This window comes from Kutzneria sp. CA-103260 (assembly GCF_018263855.1).
GTDB lineage: Bacteria > Actinomycetota > Actinomycetes > Mycobacteriales > Pseudonocardiaceae > Kutzneria.
The window spans coordinates 4,637,811-4,661,253 of sequence record NZ_CP073318.1 but is presented as its reverse complement, the minus strand read 5'-3'; the positions used below and the strand labels follow the sequence as shown (position 1 = coordinate 4,661,253).

Here is a 23,443-nt window from a genome sequence, read left to right as displayed (position 1 = left end):
GTCGTACCCCTAAGTGAGAGTCAGAAGAACGGTGCCCGTTGGCTGCGCGATCAGGTCCTGCAGGACCACGTCGTCGAGTGAGGCGAAGAATGCCTCCTGCGCCGTGCGTAGCGCGCCGCGCAGTCGGCAGGCCGCGCGCAGCGGGCACGGCGGCGTCTCGCAGTCGACGACCTCGGCGGTTCCCTCGAAGTCGCGCACGATCCGACCGACGGTGGTCCGCAGGGTGGCGTCAGGCAGCGAGATGCCGCCGCCGCGACCGCGCGTCGTGGTCAGCCAGCCGGGGCGCTGCAGTCGCTGGACGATCTTGGCGACGTGGTTGCGCGGCACGCTGAGGGCGTCCGCGAGCTCGTCGATCGTCAACTGCCGGCGCTGGGCGGCCGCCAACATCAGGATCCGGAGGGCGATGTCGGTGGCTCGGCTGAGGTGCACGGGTCGACGCTAGCTAAAAGGGGTATCGGCCGTACCTGTTCTGTGGCCGCGATCACCGGCCGGTTGTCCGGGCTCCAGCAGGAAAACCCGGATCTCGCGCTGCCCGGCGCGGGACGCGTAGGTGTTGTAGGCCGGCCAGTAGGCCACGATGTCCAGCCAGGCCCGGGCCCGCTCGTCGCCGTCGAGCAGCCGTCCGCGCACCGGGACGGTCCGGCCGTCCACGGCCGCCGTCGCGTCCGGGGTAGCCAACAGGTTGCCGGTCCAGGCGGGGTGGCGTTCGCCGCCCCAGTTCGAGCCCACGACCAGAAGTCCGTTGCCGTGTCGGACGAAGACCAGTGGAACCTGCCTGGCCTCGCCGCTGTGCCGGCCGACCGTGGTCAGCAGCAGCGTGCGCACGCCGACCGCGGTGCCCACGCCGATCTTGCCCCTGGTGGCCCGCATGAGCGCGCGATCCATCGGCGCCAGCGCCCGGCCGAGGGCGGCGTAGGCCTTGGTCTTGCCAATGCCCTGGAACAGGCGTCGAAATTCGATCACCGCCGAAACGTAGCAGCGCCGCCACCCACCCCGACATCGCGAGTCCCGCTCTCGGGCAGCTGAATGTGGATAGGCCGGATATCCGCATTCGGTGTACTGAGAGCGGGACTCGCGGGGGTCAGGGCTGGTTCTCGGAGGCGATGCCGGCGGGGGCGTGGTCCAGCGCGGCGGTGATCGCGGCGGCCAGCGCGCGGGCCGCCTCCTCGGTCAGCTCCACGGCCACCCGGGCGCCCGGGCCGTCGGCCGGGTTCAGGAAGTCGATGTTCAGCGTGTGGGTGTAGCGGGCGTGGGTGGGGTGGTCCACGTAGACCGAGCCGTCGGTCAGCCTGAACCAGCCGCTCGCGCCCTTGCCCGCGCCGTCCAGGGCGACCTTCTCGGTCAGATAGGTGCACATTGGACAGTCCTTTCAGGACGCGAGGTGGCGGCCGTAGAAGGCGAACACCTTCTGCCAGCCGTCGGCGGCGGCCTCGGAGCGGTAGCTGGGCCGCTCCACCGAGAAGAACGCGTGGCCGGCGCCCTCGTAGGTGTGGAACTCGGTGCTCTTGCCGTGCTTGCGGAGTTCGGCCTCCAGTTCGGCGGTCTCGTCCGGGGTCGGGAACTTGTCGTCGGCGCCGAACAGGCCGAGCAGCGGGCTGGACAGGTTGGGCGCGATGTCCATCAGCGGCTTCATCGAGGTCATGCCCATGGCCGGGTCGGGCAGCCGGGTGACGAACGCGCCGTAGCAGTCGACGGCCGCCTCCACCTGAAGCGAGCAGGCCACCAGGAAGGTGTGCCGGCCGCCGGAGCAGTAGCCGATCACGCCGACCTTGCCGTTGCTGGACTCCAGCGACCGCAGGTGCCGGATCGCGCCGTCGGAGTCGCCGACCACCTGTGAGTCGGGCACGCCGCCCTGGGCTCGGGCCGCCGCCGCGGCGTCGTCGGGGCTGGCTCCCGGGGCCACCCGGAAGAACAGGTTGGGGGCGATGGCGTTGTAGCCGTTCACCGCGAACCTGCGCACGATCTCCTTGGTGCCCTCGTCGTAACCGGGCATGTGGTGGATCACCAGCACGCCGCCGCGCGGCGTGGTGTCGAGCGGCCTCGCCAGATACGCCTCGATCTCGTCACCGTTGTCGCCGGTGATGGTGATGGTCTCGGCCAGCATCGCGTCGGACACGTCAGTCGTCCCTCCGTCGTTCGTGGACGGGACCAACCCTACTCGGAATCTAAGTTCCGTTTAGTCCGGCTCCGGCCAGAGCAGGAGTTCCGCGTCCAGCTCGTGGACGACCATCGGCTGGCCGGTGAGCACGGCGACGGCGGCGTGGTGGCGGGGGCCGGGGTCGAGCGTGGCCAGTCGGACCTGGTCGACGGGGATGTCCAGGGGCCAGGCGAGCAGGGCGGGCGGGTCGGTGGCGGGGGAGACCTCGATGCGGCTCATGGGTATGCGCAGACCGTGGCCGGTGGCCTTGAGCAGCGCCTCCTTGCGCACCCACAGCTGGCGGAAGTCCATGCCGGGATTATCTGATCTGTCGACAATAGACAGTTCTTGTGGGCTGAGGGCGTTCTCGGCGAGCTCGTGGTCGAAGTGGTTGGCCAGCGGGGCGAACTCGACGTCGATGCCGACCTCGCCGAGGCGGGTGAGGGCCACGGCGACGCGTTCGCCGGCATGGGAGACGGAGACCTCGATGCCGACGGCGGCGGGCAGGCGGGGGCGGCCGTGCTGCTGGCCGCAGTCGGCGCAGGTCCGGTCGACCAGCACGTCGGACGGGCGCTCGCCGGTCAGGGCGGCGACGGCGGTGCGCAGCAGCCAGGCGCCGGTGAGGGATCGGAGCCGGTCCAGCCGCTGCCGGTAGCGGGCGGCCCGGCGCTGCTCGGCCTCGGGCACGACGGCCAGCAGCAGGTCGTCGGGCGCCTGGTCGGGCCGGGCCCACCAGACTCGGCACTCGCCGTCGAGCAGAGGATCAGCAGCCACGTCTGCCACGGTAGGGCCGGGGCAACGGGCTATTCCGGTGACTTCGGCGTCCGATCCGGTGTACTGTACTCACCTATCGAGTTCGACCTATCGAGGTCGATCTGTTTGGGGGGAAGCATGATGCCAGGCGGCGGTCGGCCCGGTGGCGGTCGGCGGGGCCGGACGACGACGGTGCCGGACAGCGGGCTCACCGGCTCGGTGGACATCCCGGATCCGGAGCCGTCGGACGAGCCCAAGGACCTCCGGTCCCGGCTGGCCCGGCTGCGCCGCTCGGTGGGCGGCCTGCTCAAGGGCCTGCCCCGGGTGGTCAAGCTGGCCTGGGACGCGGGCCGCTGGCCCACGCTGTGGCTGGTGTTCGCCACCCTGGTCGGCGGCCTCACCCCGACGGCGACGGCGTACATCTCCAAGCTGCTGATCGACTCGGTGACCGGGGCGATCCGGGTGCACGCCGAGCACCTGCCGGACGCGGTGCGGCTGGGCCCGGTCACGCTGACCACGGTGCAGGCGATCATCGCGGTGGCCGCCCTGCAACTGCTGGTGTATGTGCTGAACGCGCTGATGACGGCGGCCTCCACGATCAGCCAGCAGGTGCTGTCCGACCGGGTGTCGCAGACCATCCGGCTGCGGGTGATGGCCCACGCCAGCCGTCTGGACCTGGCCTTCTTCGAGGGATCGTCGTCCTACGACCTGATCCGGCAGGCCCAGGACGAGGCCCCGTCCCGGCCGGTGGCCATGCTGACCTCGGTGTTCGGGCTGATCCGCACCGGCATCACGTTCGCCAGCATGATCGCGCTGCTGCTGTCGATCAGCCCACTGCTGGCGCTGGTCGCGGTGCTCTCGCCGATCCCGGCGTTCATCGCCGATTCCCGTTACGGGGCCCGCAGTTACGTCTTCGCGGTGTGGACCTCGCCGATCCGCCGCCGGATGGACTACCTGTCCTCCCTGGTCACCACCGACACGTACGCCAAGGAGGTCAAGCTCTTCGGCCTCGGCGACTACCTGGTGGACCGGTTCCGCCGGATCAGCGCCGTCTACTTCACCCGCAACCGCAAGCTGGTCACCGAGCGGAACCTGCGCGGCACCGGCTGGGGCCTGATCACCACCATCACCGGATCCCTGACGTACCTGTACATCGCGCTGCAGGCGGTCGCCGGCCGGCTCACCGTCGGCGACCTGCTGCTGTTCACCCAGGCCTCGAACTCGGTGCAGCAGTCGGTCTCCCAGCTGTTCAGCGGTTTCACCGGGATGTACGAGAACAACCTGTATCTGGACAACCTGTACAAGCTGCTGGCCACGGAGCCGGCGGTGGTCGCGCCGGCGCGCCCGCGCCCGCTGCCCGAGCGGATCCGCGGGCACGTGGTGTTCGAGGACGTCACGTTCGCCTATCCGGGCACGGATTCGGTGGCCCTCAACGGGGTCAGCTTCGAGATCCGCCCCGGCCAGACCACCGCCGTGGTCGGCCGCAACGGCGCCGGCAAGTCGACGCTGTTCAAGCTGCTGTGCCGGCTCTACGACCCGACCAGCGGCCGGATCCTGTTGGACGGCGTGGACATCCGCGAGTACGACCCGGACGCGCTGCGCCGCCAGATCAGCGCCATGTTCCAGGACTACGTGACCTACCAGGCCAGCGCCTCGGAGAACATCGGCCTCGGCGACATCGAGCACGTCACCGACCGGGCGCTGATCGAGAAGTCGGCCGTCGCCGGCGGCGCCGACGAGCTGATCGCCGGCATGCGGATGGGCCTGGACACGCCGCTGGGCCGCTGGTTCAACGAGGGCGCCAACCTGTCCGGCGGCGAGTGGCAGAAGATCGTGCTGAGCCGGGCGTTCATGCGGGACGCGCCGCTGCTGATCCTGGACGAGCCGACCTCGGCGCTGGACGCCCAGGCCGAGCACGACCTGTTCGCCCGGCTGCGCAACCTGTCCGAGGGGCGCACCACGCTCTACATCTCGCACCGGTTCTCCACCGTGCGTCAGGCCGACCGGATCCTGTTGCTGGAGAACGGAAAGCTCGCCGAGTACGGCACGCACGCCGAGCTGATGGCCGCCGACCAGGAGTACGCGCACCTGTTCACGCTCCAGGCCGCGGCCTACCTGGACGCCCCCGAGCGGAGCTCCTGATGTCGTTGCGGCACGCGCTGTTGGGGCTGCTCAACCTCGGCCCCAACAGCGGCTACGCGCTGGCCAAGCTGTTCGAGGACCCGCTGCGGCAGATATGGAACGCCCGCAACCACCAGCTCTACCCCGAACTGGCACGGTTGTCGGCCGACGGGCACGTGGAGATCGTCGAGGAGGGCAATCGCGGCAAGCGGATCTACGCCATCACCGCCGACGGCCGGGCCGAGTTGCGGCACTGGCTGGTTGACGTGGAGCCGGACCGCACCATGCGTAGCGAGGTGTATCTGCGGGCCTGGCTGCTGTCCACCGTCCTGACCCGCGTGGAAGCCCTGCACGTGCTGGCCCGCGACATCGAGGCGTTGCGGGAACGCCGAAAGGGCCTGCTCACCATGATGGAGCGCAGCGCCGCCATCTCCCCGCCGCACGGCCCGCACAACCTGTCCATGGACCTGTCGCTACGCCTGAACGAGGCCATGCTCGGCTGGTCGGAGGAAGCCGCCCGCCGCATCGCCGAACGCCCCTGACGGCCTTCGGTCACGGTGCGAACGACAGGCGAACGACAAGCCGCCGTCATGGAGATCCTCATCCGCGGCGGAGAGGATGTTGGGCAACGGCAGGGGCGGGAAAACGGGGGACCGTCGCCTCTTGCCGGCATGGGGTACAGCCTCGATTGGGGAGAAAAGGCTTATGTACATCGGAAAGAAGCTGGCCGCGACCGCGGCGCTCATCGGCGCTGCGGTAGTGGGTGGAGTGGTGGCCGCCGGACCGGCGACCGCGGCCCCGCTGGATGTGCAGGGAATCCACCTGACCGCCGGGCACAACGTGGGGTTGTACAACGACTACAACAAGGTTGACAACCAGGACAAGGCTCCTGTCCCGGACCTCCTGTACAGCAACAATCCGAACGTCCCCACGGACGGGATCGGCGCCGACTGCTGGAGCGACCGGGGGCAGGCTGTGATCCCCGGACAGCCCTACTGGTACCACGTGGTATACGAGTACTACAACCACAACGGTGTGAAGTTGCAGAGGTACGCGTGGGCCTACGCGCCCTACGTGGACAACGCTTACGCCAAGAGCATCAACCTCGTGCCTTACTGCAACTACTAGCACGAAGAGGTTCTGAGCGGGTCGGGGACCGGCGTGGCGCCGCGCCGGTCCCCTCCGCTTCGCCGCGCCAGGCCGAACAAGCGACCTTTGCCGCATAACCGGCTCCCGCCGCCCTGCTCTCTCCCCCGGACAGCCCGAAGTCGAACCCGCACGGCCCGTCGACCAGGTATGGTCCGACAGGGTTGTGCGGGATCAGCGGCTGACCGTTTCCAGGGGGAGGAAATGGGCGGTAGTGCGTTTGGGGGGCTTCTGCGCGAATGTCGGCTTTCGGTCGGCTGGACGCAGGACGAACTGGCGGACCGGTCCGGCGTGTCGGTCCACTCGATCAGTGTGTTGGAGGCGGGGCGAAGACAGCCGCGGCTGTCGTCGGTGAGCCGGCTCGCCGACGCTCTCGCGCTCGATCCGCGCCGCCGCGAACAGTTGCTCGCGGCGGCGCGCGACAATGCCACCCTGGTCGCGGCCACCACGGTCGCGCCGCCGGCCGGGTCGAGTGGCCCGGTGCCCCGGCAGCTGCCGTGCGCGGTGGCGGGTTTCACCGGTCGGGCGTCCCAGCTCAAAGAGCTCACCGGCTTGCTGGACCGCACCGGCACCGTGGTGATCTCGACGATCAACGGCACCGCCGGGGTCGGCAAGACGGCGTTGGCCGTGCACTGGTCGCATCAGGTCGCGGACCGGTTTCCTGACGGGCAGCTCTACGTGAACCTCCGGGGTTTCGACCCCGGCGGTCAGCCGGTCCAGCCGGCCGAGGCGATCAGGGGGTTCCTCGACGCGCTGGGCGTGCCGGCCCAGCGGATACCGGCCGGCCTGGCCGAGCAGGCGGCGCTGTACCGGTCGCAGCTGGCCGACCGGCGCGTGCTGGTGGTGCTGGACAACGCCCGCGACACCGGGCAGGTCCGGCCGCTGCTGCCGGGCTCGGCCCAGTGCCTGACCGTGGTCACGAGCCGTGATCACCTCGGCGGGCTGATCGTCAGCGAGGGGGCGCGCCCGATCCCGCTGGACCTGATGACCACCGCCGAGGCCTACGACCTGCTGGCGGGCCGGCTGGGCCCGGAACGGCTGGCCGCCGAACCGCAGGCCGTCGACGACCTGATCGAGTTGTCCGTGCACCTGCCGCTGGCGCTGAGCATCGTCGCCGCCCGAGCCACCCTCACGCCCACCCTGTCGCTGACCGAGCTGGCCCGGCAGCTGCGTGACGTCCGCGATCGCCTGCACGCCTTGGACATCGGTGACACCAGCGTCGACCTCGGCGCGGTGTTCTCCTGGTCGTACCGAACGTTGAGCGCTGCGGCGGCACGGATGTTCCGGTTGCTGAGCCTGCATCCGGGCCCGGTCATCTCGGTGGCCGCCGCGGCAAGCCTCGTCGGCACGGACCGTGACGAGGCCCGGGCGGCCCTGTCCGAGCTGACCAGGGCGCAGCTGCTCACCGAACCCAGCGCCGGTCGGTTCGCCTACCACGACCTGTTGCGGGCCTACTCGGCCACCAAGGCGCGCCAGGACGAGAACGAGCAGTCGCGCCGGGCCGCCCTGCACCGCATGCTCGATCACTACCTGCACACCGCGCACGCCGCGATGGTGCTGCTCAATCCACCCAACGACCGGCTGCCCCTGAACGACCCCCAACCGGGGGCCGTCGTGGAGGAACTCGCCGACGACGAGCAGGCGTGGCAGTGGTTCAGGGCCGAGAACCCGGTGTTCCCGGCCGCTGTCGAGCGGGCCGCCGGCGCCGGCTTCGACACTCATGCCTGGCGAATCGCCTGGAGCGTGGCCAACTTCTGCATCCGTGCCGGGCATTGGGCGCAGATGGTCGACACCCAGCTCGTGGCGATCGACGCGGCCGAACGCGCGGGTGAGCCACACGGGCAGGCCCGGTCGCTGCGTGAACTGGCCCGCGCCCACATCCGGCTTGGCCGTCATGCGGAGGCGCAAGACGTCCTGCACCGGGCGATCGAGCTTGACGAGCCGCTCGGCGATCTGGTCGGACAGGCCCGAAGCTACAACAATCTCGGCATCGTGTCGTACGCGCTGGGCGACAATCCGGAGGCGCTGGCGCACGGCGAGGCGGCCTACGCGCTGTTCCGCGCGGCCGGGCACCAGGCGGGGCAGGCGGAGGCGCTGAACGCGGTCGGCTGGATGCAGACCGAGTTGGGCCGGCACGGGGAAGCGCTGCGATCCTGCACCCACGCCCTCGAACTGCACCGGGCCGTCGGCAGCAAGCATGGCGAGGCCGATACCTGGGACAGCCTCGGCCTCGCCCACCACAACCTCGGCGAGCACCGGCGGGCCGTCGACTGCTACCGCAACGCGCTGGACCTGTACGAGAAGTTGGGCAGTCGCCACCCACAGGCCGACACACTCATCCGCCTCGGCGACACCCACCAGGACGCCGGCGACTCCCACGCCGCACACCAGGCATGGCGGCGGGCGCTGCCCATCCTGGACGACCTGCACCACCCCGACGCCGACGCCCTGCGCGCCCGACTGGCCGGATCCGTGGGTTCTTAAACGTCCCTCAGGTCGGCAGGGCAAGCTGACCACGTGGCAGGCAGCAGGGGTCATCTCAGGCAGGTGGATCTGGTCCGGGTGGTGACGTTCGCGGCGGTGATCGCGGTGCACACCATCAGCCAGACCAGCGATCCCGGCAACGTGGCCGCCAACGCCCTGCTCACGCCGCTGCACTTCACCCGGTCGATGTTCTTCTTCCTCACCGGGTTCGTGCTGGTCTACACGTACCGGGGCCGAACGCTGGAGCCGGGGAGGTTCCTGCTGCGGCGGCTGACGCTGGTGGGAGTGCCGTATCTGGTGTGGACGGTGCTGTACTTCGGGCTGCAGCAGGTGGACGCGCCGCCGCTGACCCTGCCGGACGCGGTCAAGACGTTGTGGGACGACCTCTACCGCGGCATCGGCTGGTACCAGCTGTACTTCCTGTTGGTGTCGATGCAGTTCTACGTCTTGTTCCCGTTGGTGATGCGGCTGTTGCACCTGGCCCGCCGGCACCACGCGGCGGTTCTGGGTGTGAGCCTGGCGGTGCAGCTGATGGTGACGGCGACGCTGACCTACGCGCCGGCGCCGACGGCCGACTCGTGGCTGGGCGACCTGTGGGCCAACCAGGGCACGCTGGTCATCAGCTACCAGTTCTACCTGGTGGCCGGATGCCTTGCGGCGTACCACTTCGAGGCGTTCCAGGCCTGGATCGACGAGCACCGCGGCCTGGTCGTCACCACAGTTCTGGCCACATTGGCGTTTTCTGAGGCCTGGTACTTCACGGAGATCGAGCGCGGCGTGCCGCCGTGGCAGGCGACCAGCGTGCTCGGCCCGGAGATGGTGCCGTGGTTCGGCGCGGTGGTGCTGGGCCTGTACCTGCTGGGCTCGTGGTGGTCGCGGCGGACGCCGGCCGGGTCGGCGGGCGACCGCCTGGTGGCGGCCGCCTCGACCCGGTCGTTCGGGGTCTTCCTGGTGCACCCCGCGTTCATCTGGCTGTTCAACTGGATCGACGACGGCTGGCTGCCGGCCCACCTGTGGCCGTTCGCCGCGACCCTGGCCGCCTACGCCTTCGCGGTCGGCGGCTCGCTGCTGTTCGTGGAGGTCGTGATCCGCAGCCCGCTGTCCAAGGTGCTGATCGGCCGGGAGCGGCTGGCCCTGAAGGCCAGCACGGTGAGCATCCCGATCGCCAGCCAGACGTAGGCGTCGCCGGGAATGTGCTGCCACAGCGTCCAGTTCAGCTCGCGGTCGTCGCTGGAGGGCATCCACTTGAACGGCGCGACGCAGAACACCGCCAGCGCGCCCAGCAGCACCGGAGTCCAACGCCAGGCCCGGGCCCGCCACAGCTGCCAGCCCAGCGCCAGGAACGCCGGCGCGGCCCAGACCCAGTGGTGCGACCAGGAAACCGGCGAGGCCAGCAGCCCGGCCACGGCGATGGCGGTCAGCGCGACCACGTCGTTGGCGGCGCGGCGGGCGGCCCGCCAGGCCAGGGCCAGCACCATGATCGTCAGCACCGCCCACAGCAGCGTCTCGACCACCGGCAGCGGGTGCAGCCGGTGCAACACGCCGCGGATGGACTGGTTGTTCATGTAGGCCAGGCCACCGATGCGGCTGGGGTCGAACACCGTGCTGAACCAGTACTCGCGGGAATCGACCGGGTCGAACAGGAAGCCGACCAGTCCGAAGCCGACGAAGGACGCGATCGACGTCGCGGCGGCCTTCCAGTCCCGCTTGACCAGGAAGTACAGCACGAACACGGCCGGCGTCAGCTTGATCGCCGCCGCCAGCCCGACCAGCACGCCGCGAAAACGCCTCACCGCCAGGCAGTCCACCGCGACCAGCGCCATCAGCGCCAGGTTGACCTGGCCGAAGCTGAACGTCGAGTTGACCGGCTCCAGGCCGAACGCGGCCACCGCGGCCACCGGCCCGAGTGTCCACTTCAGACGGTGGTCCAGCCGCCCGGCCACGACCACCGTCGCCGCCGACAGCGCGAGGAAGCTCACCATCGTGACGAGCCCTCGGGTCAGCCAGTACGGCGTCCAGGCGAACAGGCTGAACAGCACCGCCGACAGCGGGGGATAGGTGAACGGCAGCCGCGGCCCGGGCAGGGTCCCCGGGAAGCCGTCGTAAAGCGAGATCCCGTTCAGCCAGGCCAATCCGCCGTTGCGGTACACCTCCAGGTCCAGCATGCCGTTGTCCTGCCAGCCGACCAGGATCAGCGGCAGCCCGACGAACGTCACCGCCCACACGGTCATGCTGAGGCGGCGGGCGATCCGCAGCCCCCGCTCGGAGGTGACCGACGCCAGGAGTCTGGCGCCCCCGTTCGCCGCCAGCACGTCTTCGTTGGCTCGCATTTCGCTCCCGATTCGAAGAGGGCACGGCGCACCGGTCCTCAAATGTGAACCCCTGAATGGTGTGGAGGGCGGCCGTCAGGCGGCCACCGTCACATGACCAAATGCCTGGTCGCGGGGTGACCGGGCAGATTCCGCCACATCAGTCATTCGACTGCGCGCACCGGTGTTGACCAGGGAAGTCATGTCCACGGGAGGTTATTGACCGTAACCCTCGAACGCGTTCCCGTTATCTCGATCGGGTAACGGTGATCGGTGTGGCGGGAACGCCAAAGGGGGTGGCGGTGAATATGGGTTCGTGCGAGCGCCTTTCGAACATGGGGAATTTCTCGGCCTGAAGCGCTTCCCGGCGCTGGACGGGTTGCGCGCGGTCGCCGCGCTGATGGTGGTGTTGTTCCACAGCCAGGGGCCGGACTGGCTCCAGGGCTGGCTGGGTGTGCAGGTCTTCTTCGTGCTGTCCGGCTTCCTCATCACCACGCTGCTGCTGCGCGAGGAGGGCCGCAAGGGCCGGATCAGCCTGGCCGACTTCTACCGGCGGCGGGCCTTCCGCATCCTGCCGGTGTACTTCCTGGTGCTGCTGCTGACCGCGGTCGGCCTGCTGGTCGCCGGGGAGTTCTTCCGCGACCCGCTCGGCCACGACTTCCCGCTGTACCTGGTGTTCTTCAACGAGTTCGGGCACGGCGGCCCGTACGGCCAGTCGTGGTCGCTGGGCATCGAGCAGAAGTTCTACCTGCTGTGGCCGTTGCTGGCGTTCGTAGTGGGCCGCAGCCGCCGGCTCAGCGTCACGCTGGGGCTGATGGCCGTCGCGCTGGCGGTCGCGCCGTTCACGGTGTCGGCCGACCCCCGGGGCTGGCCGGTGCACTACTTCTCCGTGCTGGTCGGCTGTCTGCTGGCGATCACCATGCACAGCCCACGCGGCTACCGGCTGATCCGCCCGCTGACCCGGCCCTGGGTGACCGTGGTGGCGGCCGTGCTGTTCGTCGGCGCGCACCTGTCGGTCACGGCCGTGTCCAACGCCATCGACAAGAGTTGGCTGCTGTCCACGATTCCCGGCTTCGTGTCGGTGGTGCCGCTCTACGCCGTCGCGGTCGCGTTGATGTTGCCGGCGCTGCTCGTGCCGGGACCGCCGCAGTGGCTGTTGTCCCGACGCCCCATGGTGTTCCTGGGTGAACGCTCGTACTCGATCTACCTGTGGCAGTCCATCGCACAGGGCGTGGTGATCGCGATCCTGCCGGCCTCGGCCGGCATCGGGCGCTGGCTGCCGACGGCGATCGTCGCCGTCGTGCTGGCCGACCTGTGCTACCGCTGGCTGGAGCGGCCGATGATCCGCCGTGGTCGACAGGTGACACAACGCCGACGAACGGCCCTTGACGCGACCAGCGGCCACTGATTGTCTCCAACCCGTCACCGAGCGGGTCTTGGTGACAACGTTGTCATCGAGAAGGGAGCGCTGTTCGATGCGTCGATCCCTGGGGTTGGTCCTCCCGCTCGCGTTGGCGGCCGGCGTGCTCGCGGCCGTGCCCGCCAGCGCGGACTCCGATCATGGAACCGACCTGGCCGCCTATGTGAACCCGTTCGTCGGCGCGGCCGCCGGCCAGGACCCGGAGAGCAACGGCTACGCCGGCGACACGTTCCCGGGCGCGGACGTCCCGTTCGGCATGGTGCAGTGGAGTCCGGACAACCCGCTCGAACCCAAGGCCCCGGACGGGGCCGGCCGGTACTACGTGCGCGATCGCGACAGCGGCTACGCGTGGGAGGAGAACCGGCTCAGAGGCTTCAGCCTGACCCACTTCAACGGGGCGGGCTGCGGCGGCGCGGCCGGCGACCTGCCGTTCATCCCGTACGCGGGCGCGGTGACCGTCTCGCCGGCCGCCGACCAGGCCCACTACTACTCGACCTTCTCGCACAGCAACGAATCGGCGTCGCCGGGCTACTACAAGGTCACCACCGACGCCGGCATCACCACCGAGCTGACCGCCACCCTGCACTCCGGCATGGGCCGATTCACCTTCCCGGCCAACAGTCCGGCCACGCTGCTGGTCGACACCGCGGACTCGGCCATGGGCAGCGACGACGCCTCGGTGACCGTGGACGCGGCCAAACACACCATCTCCGGCTGGGTGTCGAGCGGCCACTTCTGCGCCGGCCCCAACAAGTACAAGGTCTACTTCACCGCCACCTTCGACCAGGCCTTCGCCAGCGTCGGCACCTGGCAGAACGGCACGGTCACGCCCGGCGGCACGCAGGCCCACGGCGGCAACCTGAGCAACACCACCTGGGACAAGCAGGTCGTCACCGCTGACGGCGGCTCCGGCGCGTTCGTGACGTTCAAGCCGGGCAGCACCGTTCAAGCCCGGGTTGGTCTGTCCTATGTGGACCCGAACGGCGCCGTGAACAACCTGCGGTCCGAACAGGGCGGCTTCGACCAACTGGTCCGCCAGGCCCGGCAGGCCTGGAACGACCGGCTCACACAGGTGCGGATCGGTGGCGGCACCAAGGACCAGCTGACCACCTTCTACACCGCGCTGTACCACTGCCTGTTGCAGCCCAACGTGTTCTCCGACGTGGACGGCCGCTACATCGGCTTCGACAACAAGATCCACAAACAGCCGCGCGGGCACGCCCAGTACGCCAACTTCTCCGGCTGGGACGTCTACCGCGACGAGATCCAGCTGCTGGCCCTGCTGGCCCCGCACGAGACCTCGGACATCGCGCAGTCCCTGTACAACCAGGCCACGCAGGCCGGCGGCATCTGGGACCGCTGGTCGCAGAACAACGACTTCATGGGCGTGATGGCCGGCGACCCGTACCACTCGATGATCGCCAGCGCCTACGCCTTCGGGGCCAGGGACTTCGACGTGCGCGGCGCGCTCGCGTCCATGGTCAAGGGGGCCACCCGGATCCAGCAGCCGGGGGAGCGGGCGCTGGAGCGGCCGGGCCTGTGGGACTACGAGACGCTCGGCTACCACCCCGACAACGTCTCCGACATGCTGGAGGAGACCACCGCCGACTTCGGCATCGCGCAGCTGGCCGGGCGGCTCGGGCAGCGCGACGTGCAGCAGCAGTTCATGACCCGCGCCCAGTACTGGGAGAACGTCTACAACCCGGACACCGGCTACCTCCAGACCCGCGACCGCACCGGCCAGTTCGCCACGCCCTTCGACCCGGCGGTGCACCAGGAGTTCCAGTACCAGGAAGGCAATGCCGCCCAGTACACGTGGATGGTGCCGTACGACGTGTCCGGCCTGGTGACCGCGATGGGCGGGCCAGCGGCCACGACCAAGCGGCTGGACTACTTCTTCACCAAGCTGAACAGCTCCCAGGACGAGCCGTTCGCGCTGATGTCCAACGAGCCGTCGTTCGAGGTGCCGTGGGAGTACTCCTACGCCGGCGCCCCGGCCAAGACGGCCGACGTGGTGCGGCGCAGCGCCGAGCAGCTGTTCAAACCGACCGCTGACGGCCTGCCCGGCAACGACGACCTCGGCGCCACCTCGTCCTGGTACGTGTGGGCGGCGCTGGGCATGTACCCGGAGGCTCCGGGCCGGGCCGAGATGGTGCTGGCCAGCCCGCTGTTCCCGAAGATCACTGTCACCCGCGAGGGCGGCCAGCGCATCGAGATCACCGCGCCCGGCGCGTCCTCGACCAACAAGTACGTGCAGTCCTTGCGGCTCAACGGAAAGCCCAGCGCCAAGGCGTGGCTGCCGGAGTCGCTGGCGGTCGACGGCGGCCGGCTCGACTACACGCTCGCCAGCTCGCCCAGCCCGACCTGGGGCACCGACCCGAAGGACGCGCCGCCCTCGTTCCACGACGGCGAAGTCCCGGTGCGGGGCGCGGTGTCCGGCGCGGTCCAGGTGACGCCCGGCGGGTCGGCGACCGCGACCGTGCGGGCAGAGGGCATCACCGGCTCGGGAACCGTGACGTGGCAGGCGAATCCGCCGGCCGGCATCACCGTCACGCCGTCCAGCGGCACGTTGACCGTCGGACCGAACGGCAAGTCCACACAGGACGTGAAGGTCACCGTGTCCGGGGCGACCTACACCACAGTTCCGTTCGCCTTCAAGGGATCCGGGGCGCAGCAGCTGCCGGCGCAGCTGACCGTGGACGCGGCCGAGCCGGGCAGTTTCGCCGCTGCGGCCAACAACATGGGCGTCAGCGACGACAACACCGTGTGGCTGGGCAAGTTCGGCGACACCAGCCTGTATCCGGGCAACTTCGCCTACTCCAAGCAGCAGCTGGCGGCCAATGGCATCACGCCCGGCGGTCAGGTGGACGGCTTCACCTGGCCGGCTACCGCCGGCACCGGCCGGCCGGACAACATCGTCGCGAACGGACAGACGGTTCAGCTGAACGCGCCCGCCACCGCGACCAGGCTGGCGTTCTTGGGCGCGGCGACGGGCGGCGACGCCACCGGCAAGGTCACCATCACCTATACCGACGGCAGCACACAGGCGGCCGATCTCGGGCTGTCCGAATGGCTGCTGCAGGGCGGCCAGGAAAAGCCGCAGTTCGGCAACACGGTGGTGACGAGCACGCCGTACATCAACTCGGCGTTCCCGCGCTACGGGTTCCGCTACCACCGGCCTTACACGTCCTACCTGTTCGCCACCGCGCCGATCGCGCTGGCGGCGGGCAAGCAGGTCCGCAGCGTCACGCTGCCGGCGGGAACGGCCGGCGGCGCGGCGCACGTGTTCGCGGTCTCCGTGAGCTAGGCTCGGTTGCGGCTCAGATGCCCCGGGTCCTCGGGTGGGCCTTCGGTGGCCTCCTGTTCACGCAGGAGGCCACCCACCCCCGACGGGCTTGGTCAGGCCAGGTCGTCGAACTCGCCGTCCTTGACGCCGCCGACGAACGCGGTGATCTCGGCCTGCGTATACACCAGGGCCGGACCGTTCGGGTAGCGCGAGTTTCGGACTGCGATGTCGCCGTTGGCCAGCCGGGCCACCTCGACACAGTTGCCGACCGCGCCGCTGCGCCTGCTCTTGCGCCAGGCGACGCCGGACAGGTCGGTCGCGGACATGCCGTTGTGGATCTCGATCTGGTCTGCCATGACCCCTCCCGGATCACTAGCCGTTCCAGTGCACATGCACGTGCAGGGGCTCGTGCACATGCTGACCGTACCAGCTAATCGTGCACGTGCATATGGCTGTGCAGTCGGCTCAAGGCTGTGACCAGCGACGCTGACCAGGCGAAGTCATCCCATCGGGTGATGTCGACGCGCAGCCGGGGCCCGGGTTGCTGTGAGGTTCGCCCGGTGGCCATCGGGTCCGGCCCCGCGCCAAGATCGGGTCACGATTCCAGGGAGGGAAATCGATGATCGGGAAAGTTCTCGCCGTTCTGCCCGTGGCCGCCGCCGTCGCCGTGCTGGCCGGGCCGGCCGCCTTCGCCGACACCACGCCGGTGGCCAGCATCGCCATCACCGCCGAGCCCGGCTCGTACCCGGTGACGGCCAGTGGGCACTGGGCCGCGCCGGACCAGGAAGTGCTGGTCAGCAGCCCGCAGAACGTGCTCAAGGCGCAGACCGACAACGGCCTCGGGTACATCGCCGTGCTGCTGCGCGGTCCCCACAACGAGCCGTTGCACGTCGGCTCGTACGACACTGTCGGCGACCCGCAGGCGCATCCCGAGCTGGCCAGCGTCCAGCTGATCTCGAACGGCCTCGGCTGTTACGCGGAGCAGGGCGGCTTCACCGTCGACCGGATCGAGACCGACCCGGCCAGCGGTGTGCTGACCGCCTTCGACGGCACCTTCGACCAGCGCTGCGCGGGCTCCACCGGCACCGCCCACGGCGAGATCCACTTCCAGCGCTGACTGCGGGGGAGGGCACATTGCCGGACAATGCCCCTCCCACCGCGCTGACTTAGTGCTCGGAAGGGGGCTTTCCTGGCGTTCAACGCCAGGAAAGCCCCCTTCCGAGCAGCTGGGTCATGGGATGAGCAGCAGCTTGCCGGTGGTGCGGCGGCCCTGGAGGTCCTCGTGCGCCTTGGCCGCGTCGGCCAGGGGGTAGCGGCCGCTGATGCGGATGGTGAGCTTGCCGGACTCGATGCCGGCGAAGACCTCGCCGGAGCGCCAGGACAGCTCGTCCACGGTCAGGGTGTGGTGGGCCAGCGTGGGCCGGGTGACGAACAGCGAGCCGCCGGCGTTGAGGCGTTGCAGGTCGAACGGCGGCACCGGGCCGCTGGCCGCGCCGTACAGGGCGAGGGTGCCGCGGATGCGCAGGCTGTCCAGGCTGGCGTCGAAGGTGTCCTTGCCGACGCCGTCGTAGACCACGGCCACGCCCTGGCCGTCGGTGAGCCGGCGGACCTCGGGCGCGACGGCGGTCTCGGTGTACCGGATGATCTCGTCGGCCCCGGCCTCGCGGGCCAGCTTCTCCTTCTCGGCGCTGGACACCGTGCCGATGACCGTCCCGCCCAGGGCCTTGACCTGCTGGGTGAGCAGCAGCCCCATGCCACCGGCGGCGGCGTGCACCAGCACGGTGTCGCCAGCCTGCACCGGATAGGTCGACCGGGTCAGGTAGTGCATGGTCATGCCCTGCAACATCGACCCGGCGGCCACGTCGAGCTCGACGCCGTCGGGCACCGGGACGGCGAGGTTCTCCGGCACCCGGGTCAGCTCGGCGTAGCTGCCGATGGCGCTGGCCCACGCCACCCGGTCGCCGACCTTGAACCGGCTGACGCCGGACCCGACCGCCACCACCTCGCCGGCGCCCTCCAAGCCCGGCACGAACGGCGTCGGCAGCGGGTAGGCGCCGGTCCGGTGATAGGTGTCGATGTAGTTCACGCCGGCGGCCGCCACCCGGACGAGCAGCTCGCCCGGCCCCGCCTCCGGATCGGCGACCTCGGTCGCGACCAGCACCTCGGGACCGCCGGGGGTTTGGACCTGTACCGCCCGCATGGGCTCTCCTCCTAGATCAGCTCCTGTGTCAGCGCCAACCAGCAAACTCCCCCGGTTGTTCCAGCACCACCCGGCGGGCCAGGCCCAGCGGCATCGCGCCGGAGCCGGCGATCCGGTCGTGGAACGACTTGAGGGTGCCCAGGCCCCGGGCCAGGAACTCGTCCCGGATCGCCTCGATCTCCATCGCGCCGGTCAGGTAGGACGGGGCCTGCGTCGGCCACGAGCAGTACCGGTTGACCTCGCCCTTGGCCGTGCCGGCGGTCAGCGTGTACTTGGTGGTCATGAACTCCTCGGCCTGCTCCACGGTCATGTCGCCGCAGTGCAGCTCGGTGTCGACGATGATCCGCGCGGCCCGGAACAGCCGGAAGTCCAGGTGCGCGAGCAGCTGGCCGGGAGTGGTGTAGTAGCCCTGCTCGCGCATCATGCGCTCGGCGTACAGCGCCCAGCCCTCGGAGAAGTACGAGGTGCGGAACACCTTGCGCACCAGCCTCGGGTTCCCGGCGTGCCAGGAGAAGTGCCAGTGGTGGCCGGGGTAGGCCTCGTGCACCGAGACCGTGCGCAGACCCGGGTTGGAGTTGGTGCGCAGCCGCTGCTCCACCTGCTCCGGGGTGGCGTCGTCGGGCGTGAACGGCACGAAGTAGTGGCCGAGCCGGGACGGGGTCGCGGCCGGCGGGGTCATGTAGAACGGCACCACGAACATCGGCCGCAGGAACGACGGTGACGGCACCACCCGGCACTGCTCGCCCTCGGCGAAGGTGACCAGGTCGTGGTCCTTGAGGAACTGCCGGGCCTGCTCGGTCTCCTCGGCGACGACGGTGAGCAGGTCGTCCAGCGTCGCGGCATGGTCCTCCTGCAACGCCCGCACCGCGACCCGCCAGTCGCCGCCGGCCACCGTCGTGGCCTCGGCGTCCAGTTCCGCGTAGGCGGCCTCGCCGCGGGCATGCAGCTCGGACGCCCCGTAGCCGAGCAGCTCGCACTCGGTCAGCAGCGTCGAGTACAGCTTCTCGCCCATCCGCCAGTCGCCGGTCGCCCGGTCGGCCAAGCCCTCCAGGTACGTCGTGAGCTCGTCGGCGGCGTCGGCGGCCCGCTCGCCCGCCTCGACCAGCCGGGCCCGGTCGGCCTCGTTCTCGACGTTGGCCGGCAGCACCTCGGTCAGGAAGCCGCGGGCGGTGCGCAGCTGGCCGAGGCTGCGCCGGACGATCAGCGGCGAGGCCAGCTCCGGGTCCAGGTTCTCGCGGCACGCGGCGTAGATGCCGGGCAGCTCGGCCAGCCGGCTCAGCGCCGACTCCACCAGCTCCGGCTCCGGGCGCAGGCGGTGCAGGAACGTCGTGTTCAGGCCGCCGAGCGTGCCGACGTACACCGCCGGATCCCGCCGCCAGGCCGGCCAGTCGGCCATCGCCCGCTCGCGCCGCAGGTGGGTGAGCACCAGCTCGTGGTCCACGCGGTCGCTGAAGTCGGCCGGCAGGTCGGCCGCGGTGAACTTGGCCAGCCACTCGGCGTGCTCGCGCTGTCGGGCCAGGAAGCCGGCCTCGGTGAAGTCGCCGAACGTGCCCTCGTGTTCGGTGAGGCCCAGGTGCGCGGCGGTGATCGGCTGCGCGGGCAGGTACCAGTCGAGGAAGGAGGTAACAAGCGTCACTGCGCCCAATCTAGTGTCGAGAACGCTGGTTATGGTGGGCGGATGTCGGAACAGACCCGGATTCCCCGCCGCGCCGTGTCCTCGGCCAAGGCCTTCGTCGCCGCGCACGGCCGCCCCACCCGGGCCGTGGTCGCCCCGATCGGCCGGGCCGGCGCCCGCCTCGTGCTCGTCGGCAACGACGGCGCGATGGGCGACATCGTGGTGCCGGACGTGGCCACCGGCGAGGCGGTCATCGAGGCCGCCGGCGCACAGGCGGCCGAGTGGGACCGCGAGACCACCGCCGCCACCAAGATCGGCCCCCGCCACCGCCGCCGCATGGCCGCCCCCAAGGTCTGACGTATTAGCTCGGAAGGGGGCATTCCTGGCGTTGAACGCTAGGAATGCCCCCTTCCGAGCGTTAGTGGCGTGTCCAGGGGCGGGCCCACTGGTGCAGGGCGATGAGCAGTGCGGGGGCCAGGGGCTGGCCGTTGACGGGGCTGCCGGCCGGGTGGAAGAAGTGGTCGATGCCGTTCAGCGTCGACAGTTTCTCCCCGCGCAGGGCCCGCAGCAGCGGCGGTGTGGTGGCACACGGCACGTTCGTGTCGGCGGTCCCGCAGGTCACCAGCACCCGGGTCCCGGCCGGCACCCGGCGGGCGATGTCCGGCGGGTAGATGTCGTCGTTGGTGCGCAGGTAGGCGCCCTGGGCCAGCAACGTCTGGAACAGCTGGGCGATCGTCGGCAGCATGCCGGTCGTGCTCACCGGCTTCTCCGCCCGGTAGTCGGCGATCCAGGCGGCGATCAGGTCCTTCTGGGCCTGCGCCTGATCGGCCGGCAGGGCGGCGTCGAGCTGTTCGCCCAGTTGCAGGTCGATCAGGTCCAGGATCCGTTCGTCCTGTGGGGCGAGCAGCGCCAGGCCGGCGGGTCGCGGCCACACCGAGGTGTCGACCAGCAGGGCGTTCATGCCGCCCTCGCTGTGCCCGACGATCAGCATGGCGCGCGGATTCGTCTCGGGCTGCTTGAGCAGCGCGGCATACGCGGCGTCGGCCTGGCGGATGAAGACGCTGTAGTCGGCGCCGGCCGGCGGGGGCGTGCGGGTCGGGCCGCTGCCGTACTTGTCGAACCGGAACGTCATGATGCCGTCCTGACCCAGCGCGTCGGCCAGCAGCGACAAGGTGTTCGGCTGGATGGTCGGCAGCTGGTCGCCGTTGCGGTCGGTGGGACCGCTGCCGGGTAACAGCAGCGCGGCCGCGAGCCGGTCCCCGGGTTTGTGCGCGGGGACGTGCAGCGTGCCGTACGCGGTGACGCCGTCGGACTGGAAGGTGATCTCCCGATCCGTTGCCGGGATACCGTTCGCGGGCGTGATGGCGGCGGCGACCATCGCCGCGACAACAAGGCTGTGCATGGGTTTCTCCTTCAGCGCAGGATGAACGGCAGGATCATGCTGAACGCGAGGACGACGACCACCAGCCCGCCGCAGACGGCCAGCGCGGTGCGGTTGCCGATGTTGATCGTCCAGCCGAAGCCGAAGCGCCGCTGCACGAACCAGGACGGATCGTTGGCGTTGCGGTAGATCACGCCGCCGATCCAGTTGCCGTCATCGTCCCGATGGGACAGTCCGGTGTGCTCGTCGGGCTCCTGTTCGCGGCCGCGCTGCACGACGATGATCGCCAGCAGCCCGACGCCGAGCAGGATCGGCGCCAAGGCCACGGCCAGCAGCGTCCCGATCCGGGCCGTGCCGGTCCACATCGCCCAGTCGACCGCCGCCAGCCCGAGGTTCATCAGGGCCGCGAAGATGATGAACCCGCGGCTGAGCCGGACGACGTGCTCCCGGTGGGCCTGTGCCGACGCCGCCGGCCGTGCCGGGTCCACGTCGGCCGGGGCACGGCCGATCAGCGCGCCGATCCCGCACAGCAGCACCGTGAGCACGGCCTGCACGAACACGATCCCGAACACGCTGCCCACCGACTTCGGCGCCCACCGGTTGACCACGCCGTTGGCGTCGTAGTGCATCGGCAGCGGGTCGGGCAGGCTCGGATAGAGGACGGTGCCGATCACCGCGGTCGCCGCGACGACCAGGAACGGCAGCAGCAGCCACAGCCACGGGAACTTCGGCGGGTCGCTGCGCAGTGTCGTGTCGGCCGTGACCGCCTGGCGGACGCCAGCGAACCAGTCCTGGTCCCGCTTGGCCGCCGCGATCGCCTGGTGGGCCCGGTAGTACAGGCCGTACCAGACGAGTTCGACGACGATCACCGGCAGCGGCAGCAGCGCCAGCCCGATGGCCAGCATCAGACCGACGCCGAGCAGCCCGGTGATTCCCCCGTAGAGCAACAACGCGGTGCGGAACCGGGTGGTTTCCCGCCGCACCACCGGATCGTCCACCCGCTCGTCCGGCACCCGGACGCCGAACCGCACCGTGCGGGCCGACAGCGACGGCGTCAGCCAGGCCAGGTAGAGCAGCAGCCCCGTCAACATCAGGTGCGCCACAACGGCAGTCGTGGTCACTTTGACTCATCCCCTCGGTTTGTCGAATCCCGCGAGGACCGCCTGGCACGTCGCCAGCACCTCCGCCGCGGACACCCCCTTGGCCACCGCCTCCGCGAGCAGCGTGCGCGCCCGCGTCGTCCAGTCGGCCACGAACGCCTCGTCCGACTCCGTCGGTCCGACCACTGCCCCCGTCTTGCGGTTGACGCGCACGAATCCCTGTTGCCGCAACAGGTCGTACGCCTTGTTGACGGTGTGGAAGTTGATGCCGAAGTCCGCCGCCAGCTGCCGGGTGGACGGCAGGGACTCCCCGTCCGGCAGCGTGCCGTCCGCGATGCCCTCCACGATCCGGTCCCGCAGCTGCTGGTAGATCGGCACCTCGCTGGTCAGGTCGAGGCTGATGATCACGTGACCTCCCTCCTGGTGGTCTGTTGTAGTAGTTATAGAACAAAGCAATCGAGGCGGCAAGGGGCAGGCGGGGGAGGGGGAGGCGCAGGGAAGGGGACAGCGGCGAGGGGGAGGGTGTTCTTTGGGAGTCGACGACGGCCGCTGACCGAGGCGTGAAAAGCCGTTGGCGGAGCACGGCGGCCGGCTGCTACCTTTCCGGCGGCCGTGCGAGAGACCGAGGAGGTGGTACCCGTGAACATTTCGACATGGGTGCTCCCCTCCGGGGTCACGGTCGGGCGATAGGTCGTCCGGGAGCGCCGTTTCACGCGCAATCCCGAAAGGCACGACCATGGACTTCACCTCTGAGCGGCGTCTCGACGACGGCGTCCTCGAACGAGAATTCACCCTCGGCGAGATCCCCGGCATCCTGTGGACGCCCGGATCCACGTCCGAGCCGGCCCCGCTGATCCTGCTGGGCCACCCCGGCGGACTGGGCAAGATGTATCCCCGACTGGTTGCCCGGGCCCAGCGCTCCGCGGCGCAGGGTTTCGCCGCGGCCACCATCGAGCTTCCCGGAAGCGGCGACCGGCCCCGTTCCGCCGCCGCCGAGCAGGCCCGCGCCGACCTGCGCCGGGCTCTGGAGGCCGGCGAGCCAGTCAGCGACGAGATCGTCGACGCCCTCATCCTCCCGCTGGTCGACCAGGCGGTCCCGGAATGGCGGGCCACCCTGGACGCCCTCCTCGCGCTGCCCGAGATCGGCGGCCCGGTCGGGTACGCGGGAGGGGTGATCGCCATCGGCGTCCGGCTGGCGGTGGTCGAGCCGCGCATCGCGGCCGCCGGCCTGTTCGCCGGAAGTTTCGTGCCCCGCAGCATGTTCGAGGAGGCCCGCCAGGTCACCATTCCGCTGCACGTCCTGCTGCAGTGGGACGACGAGGGCAACGACCGGCAGGCGGCCCTGGACCTGTTCGACGCCTTCGGCTCCAAGGAGAAGACGTTGCACGCCAACATGGGCGGGCACACCGGCGTTCCGCAGTTCGCAGGGGAGGACGCGGCCGGGTTCTTCGCCCGGCACCTGAAGTGACGCCGGGCCGGTAGCGGGATGCC

General features: G+C 70.2%; 21 protein-coding genes and 1 pseudogene. 10 read left to right on the top strand and 12 right to left on the bottom strand.

Annotation, left to right across the window (positions count from 1 at the left end; all coding sequences use genetic code 11):
- Positions 1 to 9: 9 nt before the first annotated feature.
- The 5 genes from JJ691_RS20075 to JJ691_RS20055 form a co-directional block, all read right to left on the bottom strand.
- Entirely contained in the window at positions 10 to 429 is a 420-nt protein-coding gene (locus tag JJ691_RS20075; protein WP_211770271.1) for an RrF2 family transcriptional regulator, read from the bottom strand.
- Positions 430 to 438: 9 nt separating this feature from the next.
- Complete coding sequence (locus JJ691_RS20070; protein ID WP_249228058.1) at positions 439 to 963, bottom strand: nitroreductase family deazaflavin-dependent oxidoreductase; 525 nt, start codon at positions 961 to 963, stop codon at positions 439 to 441.
- A 118-nt stretch (positions 964 to 1,081) separates the two neighbouring features.
- Positions 1,082 to 1,357: a DUF6295 family protein gene (locus tag JJ691_RS20065; RefSeq protein WP_211770270.1), complete on the bottom strand. Its 276-nt coding sequence runs from the start codon at positions 1,355 to 1,357 to the stop codon at positions 1,082 to 1,084.
- 12 nt (positions 1,358 to 1,369) lie between these two features.
- Positions 1,370 to 2,116 carry a dienelactone hydrolase family protein gene (locus JJ691_RS20060; RefSeq protein ID WP_211770269.1) on the bottom strand — a complete coding sequence of 249 codons (747 nt, stop codon included), beginning with the start codon at positions 2,114 to 2,116 and terminating at the stop codon, positions 1,370 to 1,372.
- 60 nt (positions 2,117 to 2,176) lie between these two features.
- Positions 2,177 to 2,911, bottom strand: coding sequence for a 4'-phosphopantetheinyl transferase family protein (locus JJ691_RS20055; protein ID WP_211770268.1), 735 nt, complete (start codon positions 2,909 to 2,911; stop codon positions 2,177 to 2,179).
- A 120-nt stretch (positions 2,912 to 3,031) separates the two neighbouring features.
- Here JJ691_RS20055 and JJ691_RS20050 point away from each other — a divergent pair, with 120 nt between their 5' ends.
- The 5 genes and pseudogenes from JJ691_RS20050 to JJ691_RS52410 all read left to right on the top strand — a co-directional run.
- A complete protein-coding gene (locus tag JJ691_RS20050; RefSeq protein WP_442912739.1) occupies positions 3,032 to 5,032 on the top strand; it encodes an ABC transporter ATP-binding protein in 2,001 nt (666 codons plus the stop codon).
- Positions 5,032 to 5,553: a PadR family transcriptional regulator gene (locus tag JJ691_RS20045; protein ID WP_211770266.1), complete on the top strand. Its 522-nt coding sequence runs from the start codon at positions 5,032 to 5,034 to the stop codon at positions 5,551 to 5,553. The genes JJ691_RS20050 and JJ691_RS20045 overlap by 1 nt, the downstream gene beginning before the upstream one ends.
- Positions 5,554 to 5,716: 163 nt before the next feature.
- A complete protein-coding gene (locus JJ691_RS20040) occupies positions 5,717 to 6,139 on the top strand; it encodes a hypothetical protein (RefSeq protein ID WP_211770265.1) in 423 nt (140 codons plus the stop codon).
- 168 nt (positions 6,140 to 6,307) lie between these two features.
- Complete coding sequence (locus tag JJ691_RS20035; protein ID WP_211770264.1) at positions 6,308 to 8,641, top strand: ATP-binding protein; 2,334 nt, start codon at positions 6,308 to 6,310, stop codon at positions 8,639 to 8,641.
- Between the two features lie 33 nt (positions 8,642 to 8,674).
- Positions 8,675 to 9,655: pseudogene (locus JJ691_RS52410) on the top strand (acyltransferase); the annotation flags it as partial.
- A gap of 26 nt (positions 9,656 to 9,681) precedes the next feature.
- Here the strand turns inward: JJ691_RS52410 and JJ691_RS53185 are convergent.
- Complete coding sequence (locus tag JJ691_RS53185) at positions 9,682 to 10,971, bottom strand: glycosyltransferase 87 family protein (protein WP_211770263.1); 1,290 nt, start codon at positions 10,969 to 10,971, stop codon at positions 9,682 to 9,684.
- A 295-nt stretch (positions 10,972 to 11,266) separates the two neighbouring features.
- Between JJ691_RS53185 and JJ691_RS20025 the strand changes: the two genes are divergently transcribed.
- Complete coding sequence (locus JJ691_RS20025; RefSeq protein WP_249228055.1) at positions 11,267 to 12,358, top strand: acyltransferase family protein; 1,092 nt, start codon at positions 11,267 to 11,269, stop codon at positions 12,356 to 12,358.
- Between the two features lie 67 nt (positions 12,359 to 12,425).
- The gene (locus JJ691_RS20020; protein ID WP_211770262.1) at positions 12,426 to 15,677 is read left to right on the top strand and encodes a GH92 family glycosyl hydrolase; all 3,252 of its coding nucleotides are present in this window, start codon (positions 12,426 to 12,428) and stop codon (positions 15,675 to 15,677) included.
- Positions 15,678 to 15,769: 92 nt separating this feature from the next.
- Here JJ691_RS20020 and JJ691_RS20015 read toward each other — a convergent pair whose 3' ends face one another.
- Positions 15,770 to 16,012 (bottom strand): DUF397 domain-containing protein, encoded by a 243-nt coding sequence (locus JJ691_RS20015; RefSeq protein WP_211770261.1) that lies wholly within the window; start codon positions 16,010 to 16,012, stop codon positions 15,770 to 15,772.
- 263 nt (positions 16,013 to 16,275) lie between these two features.
- Here JJ691_RS20015 and JJ691_RS20010 point away from each other — a divergent pair, with 263 nt between their 5' ends.
- Complete coding sequence (locus JJ691_RS20010; protein ID WP_211770260.1) at positions 16,276 to 16,773, top strand: hypothetical protein; 498 nt, start codon at positions 16,276 to 16,278, stop codon at positions 16,771 to 16,773.
- A 114-nt stretch (positions 16,774 to 16,887) separates the two neighbouring features.
- Here JJ691_RS20010 and JJ691_RS20005 read toward each other — a convergent pair whose 3' ends face one another.
- Positions 16,888 to 17,856, bottom strand: a complete 969-nt coding sequence (locus JJ691_RS20005) for a quinone oxidoreductase family protein (protein ID WP_211770259.1) — start codon at positions 17,854 to 17,856, stop codon at positions 16,888 to 16,890.
- A gap of 28 nt (positions 17,857 to 17,884) precedes the next feature.
- The gene (locus tag JJ691_RS20000) at positions 17,885 to 19,492 is read right to left on the bottom strand and encodes a DUF885 domain-containing protein (RefSeq protein WP_249228054.1); all 1,608 of its coding nucleotides are present in this window, start codon (positions 19,490 to 19,492) and stop codon (positions 17,885 to 17,887) included.
- 42 nt (positions 19,493 to 19,534) lie between these two features.
- Here JJ691_RS20000 and JJ691_RS19995 point away from each other — a divergent pair, with 42 nt between their 5' ends.
- Positions 19,535 to 19,828, top strand: a complete 294-nt coding sequence (locus JJ691_RS19995; RefSeq protein ID WP_211770258.1) for a hypothetical protein — start codon at positions 19,535 to 19,537, stop codon at positions 19,826 to 19,828.
- Between the two features lie 61 nt (positions 19,829 to 19,889).
- On the opposite strand, the gene JJ691_RS19990 is transcribed toward JJ691_RS19995, so the two are convergent.
- Genes JJ691_RS19990 through JJ691_RS19980 form a run of 3 tightly spaced genes read right to left on the bottom strand, consistent with a single transcriptional unit; the run spans position 19,890 to position 22,360 of the window.
- Complete coding sequence (locus JJ691_RS19990; RefSeq protein WP_211770257.1) at positions 19,890 to 20,873, bottom strand: alpha/beta hydrolase; 984 nt, start codon at positions 20,871 to 20,873, stop codon at positions 19,890 to 19,892.
- An 11-nt stretch (positions 20,874 to 20,884) separates the two neighbouring features.
- On the bottom strand, positions 20,885 to 21,973 hold the full coding sequence (locus tag JJ691_RS19985; RefSeq protein ID WP_211770256.1) for a DUF1648 domain-containing protein: 1,089 nt from the start codon (positions 21,971 to 21,973) through the stop codon (positions 20,885 to 20,887).
- A 6-nt stretch (positions 21,974 to 21,979) separates the two neighbouring features.
- Complete coding sequence (locus JJ691_RS19980) at positions 21,980 to 22,360, bottom strand: GntR family transcriptional regulator (protein ID WP_211770255.1); 381 nt, start codon at positions 22,358 to 22,360, stop codon at positions 21,980 to 21,982.
- A 328-nt stretch (positions 22,361 to 22,688) separates the two neighbouring features.
- On the opposite strand from JJ691_RS19980, the gene JJ691_RS19975 reads away from it, so the two are divergent.
- The gene (locus JJ691_RS19975; RefSeq protein ID WP_211770254.1) at positions 22,689 to 23,420 is read left to right on the top strand and encodes an alpha/beta hydrolase; all 732 of its coding nucleotides are present in this window, start codon (positions 22,689 to 22,691) and stop codon (positions 23,418 to 23,420) included.
- The last annotated feature ends 23 nt before the right edge of the window (positions 23,421 to 23,443 follow it).